Origin of the sequence: Streptomyces incanus, from assembly GCF_042656345.1 — a bacterium.
Classification (GTDB): domain Bacteria; phylum Actinomycetota; class Actinomycetes; order Streptomycetales; family Streptomycetaceae; genus Streptomyces; species Streptomyces incanus.
The window spans coordinates 78,181-97,124 of record NZ_JBHSPC010000057.1; the positions used below are offsets into that span (position 1 = coordinate 78,181).

General features: G+C 71.5%; 16 protein-coding genes and 1 pseudogene. 9 read left to right on the forward strand and 8 right to left on the reverse strand.

The window, feature by feature from the left end:
• Nucleotides 1-314: 314 nt before the first annotated feature.
• The 5 genes from ACFP2V_RS20520 to ACFP2V_RS20540 all read left to right on the forward strand — a co-directional run bounded on the left by ACFP2V_RS20520 (nt 315) and on the right by ACFP2V_RS20540 (nt 6,202).
• Nucleotides 315-1,730, forward strand: coding sequence for a glycoside hydrolase family 16 protein (locus ACFP2V_RS20520; RefSeq protein WP_381214250.1), 1,416 nt, complete (start codon nt 315-317; stop codon nt 1,728-1,730).
• A gap of 330 nt (nt 1,731-2,060) precedes the next feature.
• Nucleotides 2,061-3,641 carry a glucose-6-phosphate dehydrogenase gene (gene zwf / locus ACFP2V_RS20525; protein WP_381214304.1) on the forward strand — a complete coding sequence of 527 codons (1,581 nt, stop codon included), beginning with the start codon at nt 2,061-2,063 and terminating at the stop codon, nt 3,639-3,641.
• Nucleotides 3,638-4,573 carry a glucose-6-phosphate dehydrogenase assembly protein OpcA gene (opcA, locus tag ACFP2V_RS20530; RefSeq protein ID WP_381214253.1) on the forward strand — a complete coding sequence of 312 codons (936 nt, stop codon included), beginning with the start codon at nt 3,638-3,640 and terminating at the stop codon, nt 4,571-4,573. The genes zwf and opcA overlap by 4 nt, the downstream gene beginning before the upstream one ends.
• A 94-nt stretch (nt 4,574-4,667) precedes the next feature.
• Nucleotides 4,668-5,612 carry a phosphogluconate dehydrogenase (NAD(+)-dependent, decarboxylating) gene (gene gnd / locus ACFP2V_RS20535; RefSeq protein WP_381214256.1) on the forward strand — a complete coding sequence of 315 codons (945 nt, stop codon included), beginning with the start codon at nt 4,668-4,670 and terminating at the stop codon, nt 5,610-5,612.
• 5 nt (nt 5,613-5,617) lie between these two features.
• On the forward strand, nt 5,618-6,202 hold the full coding sequence (locus ACFP2V_RS20540) for a histidine phosphatase family protein (RefSeq protein ID WP_381214259.1): 585 nt from the start codon (nt 5,618-5,620) through the stop codon (nt 6,200-6,202).
• 37 nt (nt 6,203-6,239) lie between these two features.
• Here the strand turns inward: ACFP2V_RS20540 and ACFP2V_RS20545 are convergent, their stop codons facing one another.
• Together ACFP2V_RS20545 and ACFP2V_RS20550 are read right to left on the reverse strand one after the other, a co-directional pair.
• Nucleotides 6,240-8,090: a bifunctional sugar phosphate isomerase/epimerase/4-hydroxyphenylpyruvate dioxygenase family protein gene (locus tag ACFP2V_RS20545; RefSeq protein WP_381214262.1), complete on the reverse strand. Its 1,851-nt coding sequence runs from the start codon at nt 8,088-8,090 to the stop codon at nt 6,240-6,242.
• A gap of 73 nt (nt 8,091-8,163) precedes the next feature.
• Nucleotides 8,164-9,048, reverse strand: coding sequence for a shikimate dehydrogenase (locus tag ACFP2V_RS20550; protein WP_381214307.1), 885 nt, complete (start codon nt 9,046-9,048; stop codon nt 8,164-8,166).
• A gap of 142 nt (nt 9,049-9,190) precedes the next feature.
• Between ACFP2V_RS20550 and ACFP2V_RS20555 the strand changes: the two genes are divergently transcribed.
• A complete protein-coding gene (locus ACFP2V_RS20555) occupies nt 9,191-9,862 on the forward strand; it encodes a TetR family transcriptional regulator (protein ID WP_381214265.1) in 672 nt (223 codons plus the stop codon).
• A 202-nt stretch (nt 9,863-10,064) separates the two neighbouring features.
• Nucleotides 10,065-11,435, forward strand: a complete 1,371-nt coding sequence (locus tag ACFP2V_RS20560; protein WP_381214268.1) for an MFS transporter — start codon at nt 10,065-10,067, stop codon at nt 11,433-11,435.
• Nucleotides 11,436-11,539: 104 nt separating this feature from the next.
• Here the strand turns inward: ACFP2V_RS20560 and ACFP2V_RS20565 are convergent, their stop codons facing one another.
• On the reverse strand, nt 11,540-11,983 hold the full coding sequence (locus ACFP2V_RS20565; RefSeq protein WP_381214271.1) for a PPOX class F420-dependent oxidoreductase: 444 nt from the start codon (nt 11,981-11,983) through the stop codon (nt 11,540-11,542).
• Between the two features lie 136 nt (nt 11,984-12,119).
• Here ACFP2V_RS20565 and ACFP2V_RS20570 point away from each other — a divergent pair, with 136 nt between their 5' ends.
• A complete protein-coding gene (locus tag ACFP2V_RS20570) occupies nt 12,120-13,367 on the forward strand; it encodes a serine hydrolase domain-containing protein (RefSeq protein WP_381214274.1) in 1,248 nt (415 codons plus the stop codon).
• 28 nt (nt 13,368-13,395) lie between these two features.
• Here the strand turns inward: ACFP2V_RS20570 and ribA are convergent, their stop codons facing one another.
• Entirely contained in the window at nt 13,396-14,055 is a 660-nt protein-coding gene (ribA, locus tag ACFP2V_RS20575) for a GTP cyclohydrolase II (protein ID WP_381214277.1), read from the reverse strand.
• 41 nt (nt 14,056-14,096) lie between these two features.
• Here ribA and ACFP2V_RS20580 point away from each other — a divergent pair.
• Nucleotides 14,097-14,858: pseudogene (locus ACFP2V_RS20580) on the forward strand (creatininase family protein); the annotation flags it as partial.
• Here ACFP2V_RS20580 and ACFP2V_RS20585 read toward each other — a convergent pair.
• The 4 genes from ACFP2V_RS20585 to ACFP2V_RS20600 form a co-directional block, all read right to left on the reverse strand.
• Nucleotides 14,741-16,027, reverse strand: a complete 1,287-nt coding sequence (locus tag ACFP2V_RS20585) for a lysylphosphatidylglycerol synthase transmembrane domain-containing protein (protein WP_381214280.1) — start codon at nt 16,025-16,027, stop codon at nt 14,741-14,743. The pseudogene ACFP2V_RS20580 and the gene ACFP2V_RS20585 overlap by 118 nt on opposite strands.
• A 32-nt stretch (nt 16,028-16,059) precedes the next feature.
• Nucleotides 16,060-17,076: a class I SAM-dependent methyltransferase gene (locus ACFP2V_RS20590; RefSeq protein WP_381214309.1), complete on the reverse strand. Its 1,017-nt coding sequence runs from the start codon at nt 17,074-17,076 to the stop codon at nt 16,060-16,062.
• A gap of 65 nt (nt 17,077-17,141) precedes the next feature.
• Nucleotides 17,142-18,380 carry a glycosyltransferase family 4 protein gene (locus ACFP2V_RS20595; protein ID WP_381214283.1) on the reverse strand — a complete coding sequence of 413 codons (1,239 nt, stop codon included), beginning with the start codon at nt 18,378-18,380 and terminating at the stop codon, nt 17,142-17,144.
• Nucleotides 18,377-18,775, reverse strand: a complete 399-nt coding sequence (locus tag ACFP2V_RS20600) for a 6-pyruvoyl trahydropterin synthase family protein (protein ID WP_381214286.1) — start codon at nt 18,773-18,775, stop codon at nt 18,377-18,379. The genes ACFP2V_RS20595 and ACFP2V_RS20600 overlap by 4 nt, the downstream gene beginning before the upstream one ends.
• Nucleotides 18,776-18,944 lie beyond the last annotated feature (169 nt).

Consider the following 18,944-nt stretch of genomic DNA (forward strand, 5'->3'; position numbering starts at 1 on the left):
GTCCGGCGTGTGGTCGAACGGAAAGCCGCGCGCGGCACCCGGTCACCGGACGGACGCCGCTTCGTACGGCCGGGCGTGGCGCTGTTGCACCCATTCGCGTCAATTCATGAGGTGAACCCTCCTCGCACGCAAGGACTTTCTCGGTTACACCTCTTGACGTCCAGAGGGCCGCGGAGCACATTGGCGACACCTTGAGAGCGCTCTCAAAACCGACGAGCAGGGCTCTCAGGCACTCCCCCGCACCTGGATCCGCACCTGGATCCGCACCTGGATCGACCAACGCATCCGCATCCGTCTCCGAGAGGCATCCCCACATGAGTGACACCTCCGGCACCCCCCGCAGACCCCGCGTCCCGCGCAGATCCCGCCCGCTGCGGCGGGCGCTGCTGGCCGCCGTCGGCACCCTCGGGCTCGCGCTCGCGGCCTCCACCGTCGCCCTGCCGTCGGCGAGCGCCTCCGCCCCGGCTCCCCCGTCGGGCTGGAACCAGGTCTTCGTCGACGACTTCAACGGCGCCGCGGGCAGCGGCGTCAACACCTCCAACTGGCGGTACGCGACCGGCAAGGGTTATCCGGGCGGCCCCACCAACTGGGGCACCGGTGAGATCGAGACGATGACGTCGAGCACGGAGAACGTCTCCCTCGACGGCAACGGCAATCTCCGTATCACCCCGCGCCGGGACGCCTCCGGAAACTGGACCTCCGGCCGTGTCGAGACCAACCGTGCCGACTTCGTGCCGCCGGTCGGCGGCACCCTGCGCGTCGAGAGCCGCATCCAGGTGCCGAACGTGACCGGTGCCGCCGCCAAGGGCTACTGGCCGGCGTTCTGGATGCTGGGCGCGCCGTACCGGGGCAACTACTGGAACTGGCCGGCTGTCGGCGAGCTGGACATCATGGAGAACACGCAGGGCAACAACACCGTCTTCGCCACGATGCACTGCGGCACCGCGCCCGGCGGGCCGTGCAACGAGAACAGCGGTATCGGGAGTTCGACCACCTGTCAGGGAACGACCTGTCAGGCCGGCTTCCACACCTACCGGCTGGAGTGGGACCGCTCGAGAAGCGTGGAGGAGATCCGCTTCTCCCTCGACGGCAACACCTTCCACACCGTGCGGGAGAACCAGGTCGACGCGACGACCTGGAGGAACGCCACCGACCACGGCTTCTTCGTCATTCTCAACGTGGCGATGGGCGGCGGCTTCCCCGACGCCTTCGGCGGCGGCCCGGACGCCGGTACGCAGCCCGGACACTCGATGCTCGTCGACTACGTCCAGGTCCTGACCTCCGGCGGCGGTGGCACCACGCCCCCGCCGACCGGCAACCGCGACGCGTACGGCACCATCCAGGCCGAGTCCTTCGACGGCCAGTCCGGCACGATCACGGAGACCACCTCGGACTCCGGCGGCGGTCAGAACGTGGGCGCGCTGGCCAACGGCGACTGGCTGCAGTTCAAGGGTGTCAACTTCGGCTCGCCCGCGGCCCGGCAGTTCTCGGCCCGGGTGGCGAGCGGTGCGCCCACCGGGGTCAGCGGTCTGGTCGAGGTGCGTCTGGACAGCCGCGACAACGCCCCCATCGGGAGTTTCTCGGTGGGCAACACGGGCGGCTGGCAGTCGTGGCGGACCGTGCCGGCGAACATCGCGTCCGTGACGGGCACGCACGACGTGTATCTGACCTTCACGAGCGGCCAGCCGCAGGACTTCGTGAACGTCAACTGGTTCACGTTCAGCCGCTGACCACCGGCCGGTCCCCGTGACCGGCCGCTGACCTGAACCACCGACTTCCCCGACCGGCCGAGGGGGTTCCACGCACGCGTGGGGCCCCCTCACCCATGTCAGCGGCCCGACGCTTCCCTGGGACGCCCGCACTGCAGGGCCGTCTTCCCGCGAATACGTCATACTTTTACTGGTAAACGTGTTACGGAGGTGAAGGTTCGGGCGTACCGGGACACCCTGTAGGGGAAGAGGAGGACCGAGGGCGTCACGAAGGACGGGCACGCCCGGCAGGAATCCGCGGCAACGGTGGGGCAGGCCCTCGACCACCTCGACGACAAGGAGCTGACGGGAATGACCGAGGAGACGACCGAGGCTCCGAACAAGGAGACGCCCGGGGATCCGGCCGGTACCGAATGGTCCAATCCCCTGCGTGACCCGCGCGACCGCCGTCTCCCGCACATCGCCGGCCCCTCCGGGCTCGTCATCTTCGGGGTGACCGGCGACCTGTCGCGCAAGAAGCTGATGCCGGCGGTGTACGACCTCGCCAACCGGGGTCTGCTGCCGCCGGGCTTCTCACTGGTCGGTTTCGCCCGCCGGGACTGGGAGGACCAGGATTTCGCGGAAGTGGTGCACGACGCGGTCGAGGAGCATGCCCGCACCCCCTTCCGCGAAGAGGTCTGGCAGCAGCTCGCCGAGGGCATGCGGTTCGTGCCGGGTGACTTCGACGACGACACGGCGTTCGAGCGACTGCGCTTGGCCGTCGACGAGTTGGACAGCTCCCAGGGCACGAGTGGCAACTTCGCCTTCTATCTCTCCGTACCGCCGAGGTTCTTCCCGAAGGTGCTCCAGCAGCTGAAGAAGCACGGGCTGGCCGACGCGCCCGCCGGCGCCTGGCGGCGCGCGGTGATCGAGAAGCCGTTCGGCCACGACCTGAAGTCGGCCAAGGAACTCAACGCGATCGTCCACGAGGTGTTCGCCCCGGACCAGGTCTTCCGCATCGACCACTACCTGGGCAAGGAGACCGTCCAGAACATCCTGGCGCTCCGCTTCGCGAACACGATGTTCGAGCCGGTCTGGAACCGGTCCTTCGTCGACCACGTGCAGATCACCATGGCCGAGGACATCGGCATCGGCGGCCGGGCCGGCTACTACGACGGCATCGGTGCCGCCCGTGACGTCATCCAGAACCACCTGCTCCAGCTCATGGCGCTGACCGCCATGGAGGAGCCGGCCTCCTTCGGCGCGGCGTCGCTGCTCACCGAGAAGCTGAAGGTGCTCCGGGCCGCGCGGCTGCCGAAGGACCTGGGCCGGCACACCGTGCGCGGGCAGTACGCGGCGGGCTGGCAGGGCGGCAGGCGGGTGTGCGGTTACACGGAAGAGGAGGGCATCGACGCCTCCTCGAACACCGACACGTACGCCGCGATCAAGCTGGGCGTGGACAACCGCCGCTGGGCGGGCGTCCCCTTCTACCTGCGCACCGGCAAGCGGCTGGGCCGCCGGGTCACCGAGATCGCGGTGGTGTTCCAGCGGGCACCGCACTCCCCCTTCGACTCCACGGCGACCGAGGAGCTCGGGCAGAACGCCGTCGTGATCCGCGTCCAGCCGGACGAGGGTGTCACGGTGCGGTTCGGCTCCAAGGTGCCGGGCACCTCGATGGAGATCCGGGACGTGTCGATGGACTTCGCCTACGGCGAGTCGTTCACCGAGTCCAGCCCGGAGGCGTACGAACGGCTCATCCTCGACGTCCTGCTGGGGGACGCCAACCTGTTCCCCCGCCATCAGGAAGTGGAAGAGTCCTGGAGGATCCTCGACCCCGTCGAGGAGCACTGGGACAACCACGGCAGGCCGGCCCAGTATTCGGCCGGTACCTGGGGACCCGCGGAAGCCGACGAGATGCTCGCACGAGACGGACGGAGCTGGCGCAGGCCATGAAGATCGATCTGACCGACACCACGGCAAGCGATGTCAACAAGGCGCTGGTGCGGGGGCGCCGCGCCATCGGCACCCCCGCGGTGGGCATGGTCCTGACGATGGTGATCGTCACGAACGAGGAGAACGCCTACGACGCGATCAAGGCCGTCGAGGAGGCCTCGCACGAGCACCCCTCGCGCATGCTGGTCGTCATCAAGCGGCATGCCCGCACCCCGCGCGAGCGCACCCATCCGAGGCTGGACGCCGAGGTGCGGGTCGGCTTGGAGGCCGGTACCGGCGAGACCGTCATCCTGCGGACCTACGGCGAGGTGTCCGACCACGCCGACTCCGTGGTGCTGCCGCTGCTGCTGCCGGACGCGCCGGTGGTGGTCTGGTGGCCGGCCGACGCGCCCGAGCACCCCTCGAATGACCCGCTGGGCGCGCTGGGCCAGCGCAGGATCACCGACCTGTACGCGGTCGAGGACCCCCTGGAGGTCCTGTCGGCCCGGGAGCGGACCTATGCGCCCGGGGACACCGACCTGGCCTGGACCAGGCTGACGCCGTGGCGTTCGATGCTGGCGGCCGCCCTGGATCAGGCCCGGCTGACGGTGACGTCGGCGGCCGTGGAGAGCGAGGCCGAGAACCCCAGCGCGGAGTTGCTGGCGCGCTGGCTCGGGGCCCGGCTGAACGTGCCGGTCGAGCGGGTGCTGACGGCCGGCCCGGTGGTCACGGGGGTACGGCTGGGCACGGTGGACGGCGAGATCGCCATCGACCGTCCGGAGGGCCCGATGGCGACGCTGTCGTTGCCGGGGCAGCCCTCGCGGCGACTCGCACTGAAGATCCGCCCCATGTCCGAGCTGATCGCCGAGGAGCTCCGGCGGCTCGACGCGGACGAGATGTACGCCGTTGCCCTGCGCGGCGGGACCGCGGAGGAGGCCCCCGCCCCTGCCTGAGACTCCCCCCGCCCGCGCCTGACATGTGTGACACGTCCGCACCGACCCGCCGCCCCGGTGGGCCGCCCACCACGACATCGGGAAGTGAACTGACATGCAGATCGGTCTTGTTGGTCTCGGCAAGATGGGCGGCAACATGCGCGAGCGCATCCGTGCCGCCGGGCACACCGTCGTCGGCTACGACACCAATCCCGACCTCTCCGACGTCGGCCATCTGTCCGACGTGGTCGACCGGCTCGACGGGCCGCGCGCGGTATGGGTGATGGTCCCGGCCGGGGCGGTCACCCAGCACGTCATCGACCAGCTGGGAAGCCTGCTCAAGCCCGGTGACACCGTCGTCGACGGCGGCAACTCCCACTGGAAGGACGACGAGAAACACGCCAAGGAGCTGGGCGTCCGGGACATCGGCTTCGTCGACGCGGGTGTCTCGGGCGGTGTGTGGGGGCTGGAGAACGGCTACGCCCTCATGGTCGGCGGCGAGGAGGAACACGTGGAGCGCCTGAAGCCGATCTTCGACGCGCTGAAGCCGGACGGCCCGTACGGCTATGTCCACGCGGGCCGGGTCGGTGCCGGGCACTTCGCGAAGATGGTCCACAACGGCATCGAGTACGCGATGATGCAGGCCTACGCCGAGGGCTGGGAGCTGCTGGAGAAGGTCGACTCGGTGGACAACGTCCGCGAGGTGTACCGCTCCTGGCAGAACGGCACGGTCATCCGCTCCTGGCTGCTCGACCTCGCGGTCAACGCCCTCGACGACGACGCCCACCTGGAGAAGCTGCGCGGGTACGCCGACGATTCGGGCGAGGGCCGCTGGACCGTGGAGGCGGCCATCGACAACGCGGTGCCGCTGCCCGCGATCACCGCCTCGCTGTTCGCCCGGTTCTCCTCCCGGCAGGAGGACTCGCCGCAGATGAAGATGGTCGCGGCACTGCGCAACCAGTTCGGCGGGCACGCGGTCACGTCCGCGGACCGGCCCGACCGGAAAAGCCCGGCGGGCCCGGGAAGCCCGGGGAGCCCGGGAAACCCGGACGAGGCGTAGCGGCCGTGGGCGATCTGCTGCTCGCCCGGCACGGTGAGACGGAGTGGAGCAGGTCGGGGCGGCACACCGGCCATACCGACCTGCCCCTGACCGAGGACGGTGAGGCACAGGCGAGGGCCCTGGCCCCTCTGGTCGCGGACCGCTCCTTGGCCCTCGTCCTCACCAGCCCGCTGGTTCGCGCCCGGCGTACCGCCGAACTGGCCGGTCTGTCGAGGGCGTTGACTGAGCCGGACCTGCGGGAGTGGGACTACGGCGGCTATGAGGGCGTCACCACCGCCGACATCCGCCGCACCCGGCCCGACTGGGACCTGTGGACCGACGGGGTACCGGCCGGGCCCGAGTTCCCCGGCGAGTCCCCCGGCCAGGTCGGCGAGCGAGCCGACCGGGTGCTGTCCGCGGTGGCCGGGGCGCTCGGCACGGGCGATGTGCTGCTGGTGGCGCACGGCCATCTGCTGCGGGTCCTGACGGCACGCCGACTGGGCCTGCCGCCCGCGGACGGACGGCTGTTCCGGCTGGAGACGGGCACGCTGAGCCGGCTGTCACTGGAGCACGGCAGTCCGGTGGTCGCGGAGTGGAACATCCGGCCTTGAGCGACGACTCGGCACTGCGGGGCCGGCTCTCGGCACCTCAGCCGCCGCCAAGGGCGCTCGCGGTCCGTACGGCGTGCTGGGCGGCCAGCCGTACCGGCGCGTTGCGGGCGCCGTAGCCGCGGTGGCCGCCGTCACGCTGGATGAGTTCGAAGAACACCCGGCCGACGGTGCGGGTGTAGCAGTGCCGCAGGTTGCCCCCGTGCTCGTCGCGGTCGTAGAGGATGCCCAGTTCGCGGTAGGTCTCCAGCTCGCCGTCGGTGAACTCGTAGCGGGCCGCGAGGTCGTCGTAGTAGTTGGCCGGGATCGGCAGCAACGGGGCGCCCGCGTCGCGGAGTCTGCGGGCGGCGGCGACCACGTCGTCGGTGGCGAACGCGATGTGCTGGGCGTGCACGGTGTCGTCGGTGGGCGCGGCGCCGACGGTGAGGACGATCCGTACGGTGCCGTCGGCGTTGCTGAGCGCGCGGCTGCGCTGCAGGCCGTAGGGATCGGCGACGTCGACACTCTCCTCGGCCTTCAGTCCGAGCACGCTGCGGTGGAAGAGGGCCGCCTCGTCGAAGTGGTGCCAGGGCTGGGTGAGCGCGAGATGGTCGATGCGGCGGACACCGGGAACGGCCGGGGCCTGTCCGACGTCCTCGAAGTCGGCCCGCCAGTCGGTGTGTCGGGCGTCGCGCCGGGTGTCGCAGAAGAAGAGTTCGGTGCCGTCGGGGGCGGCGACCGCGTCCAGCGGGGCGTCCTCGGGGGCGCGGCGGCGGGGCAGCACGGGCGCCAGCAGGGCCTCCGCGCGGCCGGCGGCCCCGCCGGGGTCGGGTGACTCCAGACCCACGGCGGCGAGTTGGGCCCCGTCGCGGCGTACGACGGCTCCCGTGTTGACGAGGATCCGGGCCTCGCCCTGCTGCCAGAGGTCGACGGGCTTGCTGCGGTGGCGGGCGGTACGGGCGAAGCCCAGGGCGGCAAGCAGCCCGGTGAGGGGTTCGGCGTCGGCGGCGACGAGTTCGGCGAAGGCGAAGCCGGTGGGAACGACGGGGGCCGGGAGGACCGGGGTGGCCGTGAGCGGGGCGGACGGCCGCTTCCCCTCCGCCCCGCTCACCTCCTCCTGCAGCGCGAGCAGGGAGCGGCGGGCGTCTACGGCGGTCGGGGCCGCCTCGGCCTGCCGGAACACGTCGTTGAACACCTCGAGGGACAGGGGCCCCGCGTAGCCGGTGCGCAGTACGTGCCGGACGAGACCGGCGACGTCGAGGCCGCCCTGTCCGGGGAAGCAGCGGTGATGGCGGCTCCACTGGAGCACGTCCATCGCGGGCAGCGGGGCATCGGCCAGCTGGAGGAAGAAGATCTTCTCGCCGGGGATGTCCTCGATGCCCTTCGGGTCGGAGCCCCGGGAGAGGATGTGGAAGCTGTCCAGACAGGTGCCGAGCGCCGGATGCCCTGCCGCCTCGACAATGCGCCAGGCGTGGTCGTACGTACTGACGTGCCGCCCCCAGGCCAGCGCCTCGTAGGCGACGCGGATGCCGAAGTTCTGGGCCAGGTCTGCGAGTTCGCGCAGGTGCGCGGCGGCGAGGGCGTCGTCGTCGACCGCCTCGGGGTCGACGCTGGAGCAGACGAGCACGGTGTCGGCGCCGAGTTCACGCATCAGCCCGAACTTGTGCCGGGCGCGCCGCAGATTGCGGGCGAACAGCTCGGCGGGCACCGCCTCGACGTCCCGCATCGGTTGATAGAGGTCGACGGTGAGTCCCAGGTCGGCGCAGCGGGCGCGGATCTCCCGCGGGGTGAGCGGGCTGGCGAGCAGATCGTTCTCGAAGATCTCCACGCCGTCGAAGCCTGCGCGGGCGGCGGCCGTGAGCTTCTCGGTGAGGGTGCCGCTGAGGGAGACGGTGGCGATGGACGTACGCACGTCGGTACCTCTGCTTCCGTGACGTTCCGTGGAGTACCTGCGGTTCACGAGGCTCGTGAAGGTCCGCTGAGGGCTACTTGGGGGCGGGCACCGGGCCGGTGAGGTCGGTGAGATGGGCGAGCATGCGGGCGCGGTCGGGTTCCCGGCCGGTGAACAGGCGGAACGCGTCGGCGGCCTGGAAGGCGGCCATGCCGCCGCCGTCGAGAGTGGCGCAGCCCGCGGCACGGGCGGCACGCAGCAGGTCCGTCTCGAGCGGCCGGTAGACGACCTCGGCGACCCACAGTCCGGGGTGCAGCAGCTTCGCGGGCAGGGGCAGGCCCGGGTGGGCGGCCATGCCGGTGGGGGTCGCGTGCACCAGGCCGCCGCTGCCGTCGGCCTGGGCGAGGAGCTCGGGCAGCAGGGCCGGCGGTGCGGCCGTGGCGCGGTCGGCACCGAAGGTGCGGTTCAGGGAGCCGGCGAGTTCGTCGGCCCGTTCCGGCAGGGCGTCGACCACGGTGACCCGTCCGGCGCCGAGGGTGAGGACGGCGTGCGCGACGGCGGCGCCGGCGCCGCCCGCGCCGAGCTGCACCACGCGCTCCAGCGGCACGTCGGGCAGGCCGCGGGCGAAGGAGGCGGCGAAGCCGGTGACGTCCGTGTTGTGGCCGACGGCCCGGCCGTCCTCGAAGAGGACGGTGTTGACCGCGCCGAGCGCCTCGGCCTGCGGATCGAGCGCGTCCAGGTGCTCGACGACGTGCCGCTTGCACGGATGGGTGATGTTGAGCCCGTCGAATCCGAGCAGCCGGGCCGCGCTCAGCAGCTCGCCCACACCCTCGGGCGGTACGCCGATCGTGTCCAGGTCGAGGAGCCGGTACAGACAGCGCAGGCCCTGCCGGTCGGCCTCCCGCTCGTGCAGCGCGGGGCTGAGCGACGGGCCGATGCCGGAGCCGATCAGCCCGACGAGATACGAGTCCTTGAGCACCGACGCCTCCAGAGAACGGCTCACGAATGTACGAACCAGTACGTTAGCTATATCAGCCGGTCGGACGGCACGGAAGACCCGACGGGTCGGCAACGGCCCCCTTCTACAATCACCGGCACTGCCCTCTCACCCGAAGGAACCCATGACCAGCGCCGAAGAACCGGCACGGCCCGGCGAGCGCGAGCGTGTCCGTGACGCCGCCCGCACCAGGGCCGAGATCCTCGACGTGGCGACCCGGGAGTTCGCACGGGCCGGCTACGACGGTGCCCGCGTCGACGAGATCGCCGCCCGCACCCGCACCACCAAGCGGATGATCTACTACTACTTCGGCGGCAAGGAGCGGCTGTTCACGGCCGTGCTGGAGCGCGCGTACGGCGTGATCCGGGAGGCCGAACAGGAGCTGGACGTCGATCACCTGGACCCGGTGGCGGCCATTCGGCGCCTCGCCGAGGTGACCTTCGACCACCATGAGCAGCATCCGGACTTCATCCGCCTGGTGAGCATCGAGAACATCCACGACGCACAGCACATCGCAGCCTCCGAGAAGCTCGGCCGGATGGGCTCGCCCGCGCTCGACGTGATCCGCCGGATCCTGGCCGCCGGACAGAGGTCGGGCCTGTTCACGGCCGATGTGGACGCCGTCGACCTGCACGCGATGATCAGCGCGTTCTGCTTCTTCCGGGTGTCCAACCGGCACACCTTCGGCGCGCTGTTCGGCCGCGACCTGGTCGACGCGGACCGACGCGAACACTACCGGGCGATGCTGGGCGACATGGTGATCGCGTACCTGACGGCGGAGCGGGCGACGGACTGACCTGCGCACGGCGCGTGTCGGCGCCCGCTCCGGCGGGCCCCGGGCCAAGTCCGTACGACGCCACCCCTTGACACCGCGGACGGTCGGGCGCAGCATCCGTATCCAGCCGCGACTAACTACCCAGTGGGTTAATTAGCACTGCGGCGCCTCCCCTCCGCTCGTCCTCCGCGTACTGTCGCGGAGTCCCCCGAAGGAGCCCGCCGTGTCCGTCCCCAACCCGCCCCGTGACTCCTCTCCGCCCGGACAGCCGCCCGGGCAGCCGAAGAAGGCGGCGACCGCCGCCTGGATCGGCAGTGCCCTGGAGTACTACGACTTCTTCATCTACGGCAGCGCGGCGGCGCTGATCTTCCCGGAGGTCTTCTTCGACGACTCCGACCCGGCCACCGCCACCCTGCTGTCACTGGCGACGTTCGGTGTCGCGTACGCGGCCCGGCCCGTCGGCGCGCTGTTCCTGGGCCACTACGGGGACCGGGTCGGCCGGAAGAAGATCATGGTCTTCACCCTGATGCTGATGGGCCTGTCGACGTTCCTCATCGGCTGCCTGCCCACCCGTGACCAGGTCGGCACCCTCGCGCCGGTCCTGCTGGTGCTGTGCCGCATCCTGCAGGGCATCTCGGCGGCGGGTGAGCAGGCCAGCGCGAACTCGATGACCCTGGAACACGCGCCGCCCCACCGGCGCGGCTTCTTCACCAGTTTCACCCTGAGCGGCACGCAGGGCGGTCAGCTGCTTGCCACGCTGGTCTTCATCCCGGTGGCCTCGATGCCCGAGGAGCAGTTGCTCTCGTGGGGCTGGCGGGTGCCGTTCTGGATGAGCGTCGCGGTCGCCGTCGTCGGGTACGTGATCCGCCGCAAGCTCGACGAGACGCCGGCCTTCGAGCAGCAGACCGCGACCGAGGGTGTCGTGAAGCTGCCGCTGGTGGTGCTGCTGCGCGAGCACTGGGCGGACGTCCTACGGGTGATCGCGGGTGCGCTGGTCGCCTCGGTCAGCACGATCTTCACGGTGTGGGCGCTGGCGTACTCGACCAGTGACTCGGTCGGCATGTCCCGTACGTCGATGCTGTGGGTGGCCGCGCTGGCGAACGTCGCCGCGCTCGCCGCGATCCCGCTGTGGGCCACGCTCTCCGACCGGATCGGCCGCCGGCCGGTCTACCTGGTCGGCGCCGCGGGCAGCGCGGTGGCGATGTTCGTCTACCTGTGGGCCATCTCCACCGGCAACTTCGCGCTGACGATGCTCCTGGGCATCATCACCTTCGGTGTCGTCTACAGCGCGGCGAACGGTGTGTGGCCCTCCTTCTACGGCGAGATGTTCCCGACCCGGGTGCGGCTCTCGGGCGTGGCGATCGGCACCCAGATCGGGTTCGCGGTGGCCGGGTTCGCGGTCACCTTCGCCGCGCAGATCGCCGGCCCGGACGGCGACGACTGGATGGCGGTGGCGCTGTTCACGGCCGCCCTGTGCGTGCCGCCGGTGGTCGCGGCGCTCTCCGCCCGGGAGACGCACCGCGTTCCGACCGAACTGCTCGGCGAACGCACGGCCGACGGCGGCGTGGCCCGGCCGGAGAAAGTGACGACCTGACCCACCGGAAGTGACGGCCCGACCCGCCGGCTTCGGCCCCCGGAGCCGTACCCCGGCTCCGGGGGTCTCGCGTCGGCATCGGCCGTCCGGCGGGGCCCGGGGGCCTACGACTCGCCGCGCCGCGGAATCCCGTACGCCCGTTCCACCCGCAGCCGCAGCACGAGGCGGCCGTCGCGGATCATGGCGGCGCGGTAGTCGTCCCAGTCGGGGTGTTCGCCGTTGACGTCGCGGTAGAGCCGGATGAGTTCCTCCACCGTCTCGTCGTGCGGGTCGGCGGCGACGGGCGACAGCTCGGCGGTGCCCTCGGCGACCGTGTACGCCCACCGGTCGGAGGTCGTCACGTGGTAGGAGGCCCGGGGGTCGCGCCGCAGGTTGCGGGTCTTGGCGCGGTCGTCCGTGATCGAGACGCGGATCAACCGCTCGTCGGGGTAGTAGGCGTGATTGACGTTCGACAGCTGGGGCCGTCCGTCCTGCTTCAGGGTGACGAGCACTCCGCCGTTCTCGTCACCGATCAGCTCCAGCAGGGCCCGCTGTGTGTCCTGTGTCATACCCGGCTCAACGGGACACATGGGGTCGGGTGTTCCCGGCGGGGTTCGCTGGTGTGTTCCCGTGCTCCGGCGAGGTCCGACATGGTCCGGGCGGGGTATGCCGCAATCGGTTTGTGAGCATGATCGAAGGAGTGCCATGGGGCTGCTGCGGCAAGAGGCCGACCCGGAGGAGACCGGTCTGGACCCGAAGGCGCTGCGCCGGCTGGACCGGCACTTCGCGCACGAGGTCGACGAGGGGCGGCTGCCCGGATTCCTGGTGTCCGTCGCGCGGGGCGGGCGGATCGCCCACCTCACGGCGTACGGGCGACGGGACGTCGCGGCCGGGCTTTCGGTGGAGAGCGACACACTGTGGCGGATCTACTCGATGACCAAACCGGTGACGGCCGTGGCCGCGCTGATCCTCGTGGAGGAGGGCCGGCTGTCCCTGGACGACCCGGTCGGCCGCCACCTGCCGGCGTTCGCCGAGCCCCGCGTGTACGAGAGCGGCTCCGGCGACGGGATACGGACGCGTCCTGCCGCGGGCCCCCTGCTCGTACGGCATCTGATGACCCACACGGCCGGGCTGACGTTCGCCTTCTACCACGCCCATCCCGTGGACGGCCTGTACCGCGAGGCCGGGCTGGAGTCGTCCGTGGCGCCGGGAACGGACCTCGCCGGGACGGTCGACGTGTACGCGCGGCTGCCGCTGCAGTTCGACCCGGGGACGCAGTGGAACTACTCGGTCTCCTCCAATGTGCTGGGGCGGATCATCGAGGTGGTCTCCGGGCAGCCGCTCGACGTCTTCTTCGCCGAGCGGATCCTCGGCCCGCTGGGGATGACGGACGCCGGGTTCCACGTCACCGGCGAACAGGCCGGGCGACTCGCGGAGTTGTACGGGGAGACGGACGGCTCCGGCGACGGTGCCGGCTACGGCCTCGAGCCCGTCGCCGGGCTGCCGCTGCACAGCCGGCCCCGGTTCCTGTCCGGCAGCGGTGGCCTGGTGGCCTCGGCCCACGACATGCACCGCTTCATGGAACTCCTGCGGCGACGAGGCGAGTTGGACGGGGTCCGACTGCTCGCTCCGCAGACCGTGGACCTGATGACCCGCAACCAGCTTCCCGGCGGCGCCGATCTGCGCGCCTTCGGCAGCCGTCCGGCCCACGACGGGCCCGGCAACGAGGGGGTCGGCTTCGGCCTCGGCGTCTCCGTCGTCGTCACCCCGTCCCGTACGCAGGCCCCGTCCGGCCTCGGCACGTACGGCTGGACGGGGGTCGCCACCACGGCGTTCTGGGTCGACCCGGGCCGCGACCTGACCGTGCAGTTCTACACGCAGGTGCGGCCCAGGTCCTCCCACACGGCCTTCCGGGACCTCAAGCGGCTCGTGCACGAGGCCGTGACCGGCTGAACCCGCTGCTGTCCGGCCGGGGGCGCCGTCAGGACCAGTGCGCCACCGCGTCGAGATGGGGCAGGTTGTGGTCGAGGCGCTCCCGCTTGGTGCGCAGGTACGTGATGTTGCTCTCGCACGGCGGGATCAACAGCGGTACCTGTTCGGTGACCTGGATACCGTGCCGCTGCAACGCGTCGCGTTTGCGGGGGTTGTTGGACATCAGCCGGACCGACTCCACGCCCAGGTCCTGGAGGATGCCGGCGGCGACGCCGTAGTCGCGGGCATCCACCGGCAGGCCGAGGGCGAGGTTCGCCTCGACCGTGTCCAGGCCCTCCGCCTGCAGGGCCATCGCGCGCAGCTTTGCCAGCAGGCCGATGCCGCGGCCCTCGTGCCCTCTCAAGTAGACGACGACGCCCGCTCCTTCGGCGGCGACGGCGCGCAGCGCGGAGGCGAGCTGGTCGCCGCACTCGCAGTGCTGGGAGCCGAACGCGTCCCCGGTCAGGCATTCCGAGTGCAGCCGGGTGAGGACCTGGTCCGTGCCGATGTCTCCGTAGACCAGGGCGACTTGTTCGTCACCGCGGTCGTGGTCCAGGTAGCCGACTGCCTGGAACTTTCCGTACACGGTGGGCAACGGCGCATTCACGACGCGTTCCACGCCGGTCCGCTGCGAGGGCTTCTTGCCGAGTACGCCTATGTTTTCTGTCATGATTCTCGAGTTCCTAAGCAGAGACGAAAGGCCGTGAGGATATGAGTGGTTCACCAAAGCGGTCGGCGGCATACGGCCCGGTCCACGGTCTGTTGCCGGCGGATACTACAGAAGATGTACGGAAGCGGGGCGCCGACGTCTCACGGCAGATCGCGGTCCTTCCCGTCGGCAGTTTCGAGCAGCACGGCCCGTTCCTGCCGCTGGCGACCGACACGCTGGTGGCGTGTGCCGTCGCGCGGGAGATCGCCGACGCGTACCCGGTGCATCTCCTGCCTCCGGTGACGATCGGCTGCTCGCACGAGCATGCGGCCTGGCCGGGGACCGTCTCCATCTCCTCCGTGACCCTTCACGCGGTGGTACGGGACATCGCCGACTCGCTGCGCCGGTCCGGCGTGGACACCCTGGTGGTGGTCAACGGACACGGCGGAAACTACGTACTCGGCAACGTCGTTCAGGAATCCTCCGCCCGCGGCGAGCGCATGGCGCTGTTCCCCGCCCCGGAGGACTGGGAGACCGCGCTCCGGCACGCCGGCGTGGCAACCTCACTGCTCACCGACATGCACGCGGGGGAAATCGAGACCTCCATCCTTCTGCACACTCATCCCGAATTGCTCCGACCCGGTTATGAGACCTCCGATCATGTCGCCGACGAACGGCGCCAGTTGCTCACGCTGGGAATGTCCGCCTACACCGATTCCGGTGTCATCGGCCGCCCTTCGCTGGGTTCCGCGGAAAAGGGCAGGGAACTTCTGGTGAGCCTTGTGGATTCCTTCGGCGCGTATTTCTCGATGCTCACCTCCGGTGGCGGCGGTGGCGCGTAGTCCGGGGCGAGCGGCGCGTGGTCGGGGGCGTCCTGGGCGTGGGAGACGGGTGCGGGTGCTGCCGGGGCCGTGGTGGCGGCCGTCCGGCGTCCGGCGCGCAGGCCGGCGTACCAGCGGGCGACGAGCACGATCACGCCGGGCAGGCTCGCCGCGAGGCTGAGCACTCCGTAGACCACGGCGACGGTCAGGCCCCGGCCCGCGCCCAGTCCCGCGGCGCCGAACGCCCAGGCGGCGACGCCCTCGCGGGGTCCCCAGCCGCCGACGTTCAGCGGCAGCGACATGGCGAGCAGCGCCAGCACGGCCAGTGGCAGCAGCTCGGTCACCGCCGCATCGACTCCGGCGACGCGGGCGGCGAGGACGAACATCGCCAGGTATCCGGCGAGGACGACGGCGGAGGAGACGAGGACACCCGGTCCGTTGCGCCGGGACAGCAGCCCTTCGCGTGCCTCGGCGAGCGCCGACCGCAGTGCCCGGCCACGGCGGGACGGCGTCGACCGGTTCATGCGCAGGGCGAGGACGACGGCGCAGGCGCCCAGCACGGCGAGACCCGCCGGCGGTGCCGCCTGCCGGAGGTCGTCCCGGACCGGGGACGGCAGGGTCAGCAGCATCACGGCCCCGGCGGCGAACAGCGCGAACTGTCCGGCCATCCGCTCCAGGACGACGGACCGCACCCCGCGGCCCAGGTCACCGGTGCTCTGCCCGTGCCGCACCGCGCGGTGGACGTCACCGAGGACACCACCGGGCAGGGCCGCGTTCAGGAACAGGGCGCGGTAGTAGTCGGCGACCGCCGGGCCGAGCGGCAGCCGGATGCGCAGGCCGCGGGCCACCAGCGCCCAGCGCCAGGCACTGAACACCGTGGTCACCAGCCCGATCCCGAGCGCCGCCAGCAGGGACGGCCCGTCGATCCGGCGCAGCCCGTCGACGAAGACACCGGTGCCCAGGCGCCACAGCAGCACGGCGAGGATGACGACGCCGGCGAGGGTGCCCAGACGGGTGCGTACGGCGGGGGTGTTGAGCCGGGCGAGGAAGGCGCGGGGGCCGGCGCCGACACCGGCGCCGGTGCGTACGGGGTCCGGCGTGGATGTCTCCGTCCCCGTCCCCGTCCGCCTCCCCGTTCCCGTCCCCGAGGCCGCTGTCTCCGGAACCTGCATGCCCGGTACCAAAGACTCCACCGCCCTGGCAGTCACGCCGCGCCACCCACCGGCCGGCACAGGGCTAGCAGGTCGCTGTGGTGGACGACGACCCGCAGATCGCCCGCGGCACAGGCCTCCAGGCGCTCGGTCAGGTAACGGCCCGCGGGCTCGGCCAGTTCGGGGCGTTCCTCCACCGCCGCGCCGACCCAGCCCCGCAGCCACTGTGCGGTCAGCTCGGCATGCTCGGGGCCGAGCCGCCAGGGGCTCGGGGCGAGCCGTACGGTCGCCCCGTGTTCGGAGAAGGCCTCCGCGGCCGCGGTGGCCGCGTCCGGGCCGAGCAGTCCGCCCCGCTTCTGGTGGGCGTTGAACGCCTCGGTGATCTCCTGGTCCAGCGGGTGCGGCGCGGTCAGCTCGACGCGTCCGGCCACCGACAGCGTCAGCAGCGCCGGGCAGCCGGCTCCGGCACAGGCGGCGGCGAGGGCGTCGACGTCCTCGCGGGTGAGGACGTCGAGGAGTGCGGACGCCGTCACCAGGGAGGCCCCGGACAGGGCGTCCGGGGTGAGCCGGGCGACGTCACCGCGCCGGGTCTCCACGCTGACGCGGCTGCCGTCGGCGGCGGACCGCGGGGAGGCGACGGCGGCGAAGTGCAGGAGGTAGGGGTCCCGGTCGTGCAGGATCCAGTGCTGGGCGCCGTCCAGGCGGGGCGCGAGCCAGCGGCCCATCGAGCCGGTGCCGCAGCCGATGTCGTGGATGATGAAACCGTCGGCCCGTTTCGGCAGGTTGGCGAGCCGGATGCGCAGCGGGTCGAGCAGATCGTGGGCCCGTGCGAAGGCGTCGGCGGGCTCGCGCAGCTGGAGCCATTCGGGCGCGTAGCGGGCGGGTTCGTCGGCCTCGGAACCGGTGTCGTTGCCCCGCAGCCGGAGCGTGGCCCGCTCACCGGGACGGAGTGCGGGACCGGCGCCGGGGATGACGGAATGCGCGGCCTCGTCGTCCTGGGGACCGGGCTGGGCCGGGATCGCACCGCCCGGCGTGCCGGTGCCGGTGCCGGGGCCTGTGTCCGTAGCCATAGCCGTAGCCGCACTCGTGCCGATGTCCGTGCCGCCGCCGGCCTGCTGTGTCGTCGCCTGGTTGGTCATGCGGCCCTCCGGGGTTCGGTAGGAAGCCGGCGCAGTACCGTCGCCAGGCTCTGTGCGGTGCTCGCCCAGCCACCGAGCGCGGCACGCCGGCCGCGCGCGGCCGCCTTCAGCCGGCGGCGGACGTCCGCCTCACCGAACCAGCCGCGCAGTTCGACGGCGATGGCGGCGGGGTTCTCCGGCGGGACGAGGATGCCGGGCACCCCGCCGTCGGGGGCGCGGCCGACCGCCTCGGGCAGGCCGCCGACGTCGGTGGCCAGGACCGGGATGCCGCGGGCCAGCGCCTCGGTGACCGCCATGCCGTACGTCTCGGCGTACGAGGTGAGGACCATCAGGTCGGCGGCGGCGTAACTGGCGTCGAGTTCGGCTCCGGCCTTCGGCCCCGTCAGTTCGAGCCGGTCCTCAAGACCGTGCTTGCCGATCAGGTACCGCAGATGGGTGACGTACTCGGGGTCGTGGGCGAGCCCGCCGACCAGGGCGCAGCTCCACGGCAGGTCGGACACCGCGGCCAGTGCCTCCACCAGCCGGTGCTGCCCCTTGCGCGGGGTGATGGCGGCGACGCAGAGGAGGCGGGAGACGCCGTCGGTGCCGGAGGCGAGGGGTGCGATGTCGGCGCCGGGGGCGGCGACGTGGACGCGGTCGGGCGCGAGTCCGTGGTGGGAGACCAGGCGGCGTACCGCCCAGTCGCTGGTGGCGATCACGGCGGGCACCGCGCGCAGCACCGTACGCTCGCGGGCGTCCAGGTCGGCGGCGAGGGCCGGGGCGAGCCCGGTCTCGTCGCCGAGCGGAAGGTGGACGAGGACGGCCATGCGCAGCCGCTGCGCCTCCGGGACGACGATCTCGGGGACCCCGCAGGCGACCAGTCCGTCCAGCATGACGACGGTGCCGTCCGGCAGTTCGCGCAGGGTGCGGGCGAGTGCGGCGCGGGCGGTGGCGTCCGGGCGGGGCCAGTCGCCGGCCACGGCGTGCCGCTCCACCTGCCAGCCGAATCCGGGCAGGTCCAGGCACACGCGCCGGTCGTACGCGTTGCCGCCGCTCGGCACCGACGGGTCGTCGACGCCACCCGGCATCAGGAAGTGCACACGGCGCAGGGACATGGGAATGATCCCGCCGTTCCATCGAGCGGAGGCCTGGGCGGCGGATTGCTGGGGTACGTAGTCCAGGCGGGCCCGGTCGAAGGCGTTGGCGGTGGCTTTGTCCATGGCCTTGCCGGTCACGTGGATCGTCGTGTCGGTCACAGCGCACGCTCGTAACTCGCCCAGGCGATGTGCGACTCGTGCAGGGTGACCGTGAGCCCCGCGATGCCCTTGGCGCCCTCGCCCAGCGCACCCTTGTGGATGCGCTCGGCGAGCCGGTCCGCGATGACCTTGGCCAGGTACTCCGTGGAGGTGTTGATCCCCGCGAAGTCCGGTTCGTTGTCGAGGTTGCGGTAGTTCAGCTCGCCGACCAGGGCCCCGAGTTCCTGTGTGGCCAGGCCGATGTCGACGACGATGTTGTCCTCGTCCAACTGTTCGCGCCGGAACGTGGCGTCCACGAGGAACGTGGCCCCGTGCAGGCGTTGGGCCGGTCCGAAGACCTCGCCGTGGAAGCTGTGGGCGATCATGATGTGATCGCGAACGGTGATGCTGAACAACGGACGACCCTCCAGGTGCGGCGCGTCTGCTCCCCGGCTGATCGCCGCCGGGGATGCCGGGTAGTACGGCCGTACGCCTCCCGGCGTTCAGCGTCGGATACGTCTTTTCTCAGGTCAGTCTCCCTGTTCCCTTCGGGTACGCCTTGCTGGCGTGAAAACATGGCTGCGG

Excerpts from the sequence above, each read along its gene's own strand:
- ACFP2V_RS20565 (WP_381214271.1), bottom strand. The coding sequence starts at position 11,983 with ATGACACAGGACACACAGCGGGCCCTGCTGGAGCTGATCGGTGACGAG.
- gnd (WP_381214256.1), top strand. The coding sequence starts at position 4,668 with ATGCAGATCGGTCTTGTTGGTCTCGGCAAGATGGGCGGCAACATGCGC.
- opcA (WP_381214253.1), top strand. The coding sequence starts at position 3,638 with ATGAAGATCGATCTGACCGACACCACGGCAAGCGATGTCAACAAGGCG.
- ribA (WP_381214277.1), bottom strand. The coding sequence starts at position 14,055 with ATGACAGAAAACATAGGCGTACTCGGCAAGAAGCCCTCGCAGCGGACC.
- ACFP2V_RS20520 (WP_381214250.1), top strand. The coding sequence starts at position 315 with ATGAGTGACACCTCCGGCACCCCCCGCAGACCCCGCGTCCCGCGCAGA.
- ACFP2V_RS20555 (WP_381214265.1), top strand. The coding sequence starts at position 9,191 with ATGACCAGCGCCGAAGAACCGGCACGGCCCGGCGAGCGCGAGCGTGTC.
- ACFP2V_RS20590 (WP_381214309.1), bottom strand. The coding sequence starts at position 17,076 with ATGGCTACGGACACAGGCCCCGGCACCGGCACCGGCACGCCGGGCGGT.
- zwf (WP_381214304.1), top strand. The coding sequence starts at position 2,061 with ATGACCGAGGAGACGACCGAGGCTCCGAACAAGGAGACGCCCGGGGAT.
- ACFP2V_RS20570 (WP_381214274.1), top strand. The coding sequence starts at position 12,120 with ATGGGGCTGCTGCGGCAAGAGGCCGACCCGGAGGAGACCGGTCTGGAC.
- ACFP2V_RS20585 (WP_381214280.1), bottom strand. The coding sequence starts at position 16,027 with ATGCAGGTTCCGGAGACAGCGGCCTCGGGGACGGGAACGGGGAGGCGG.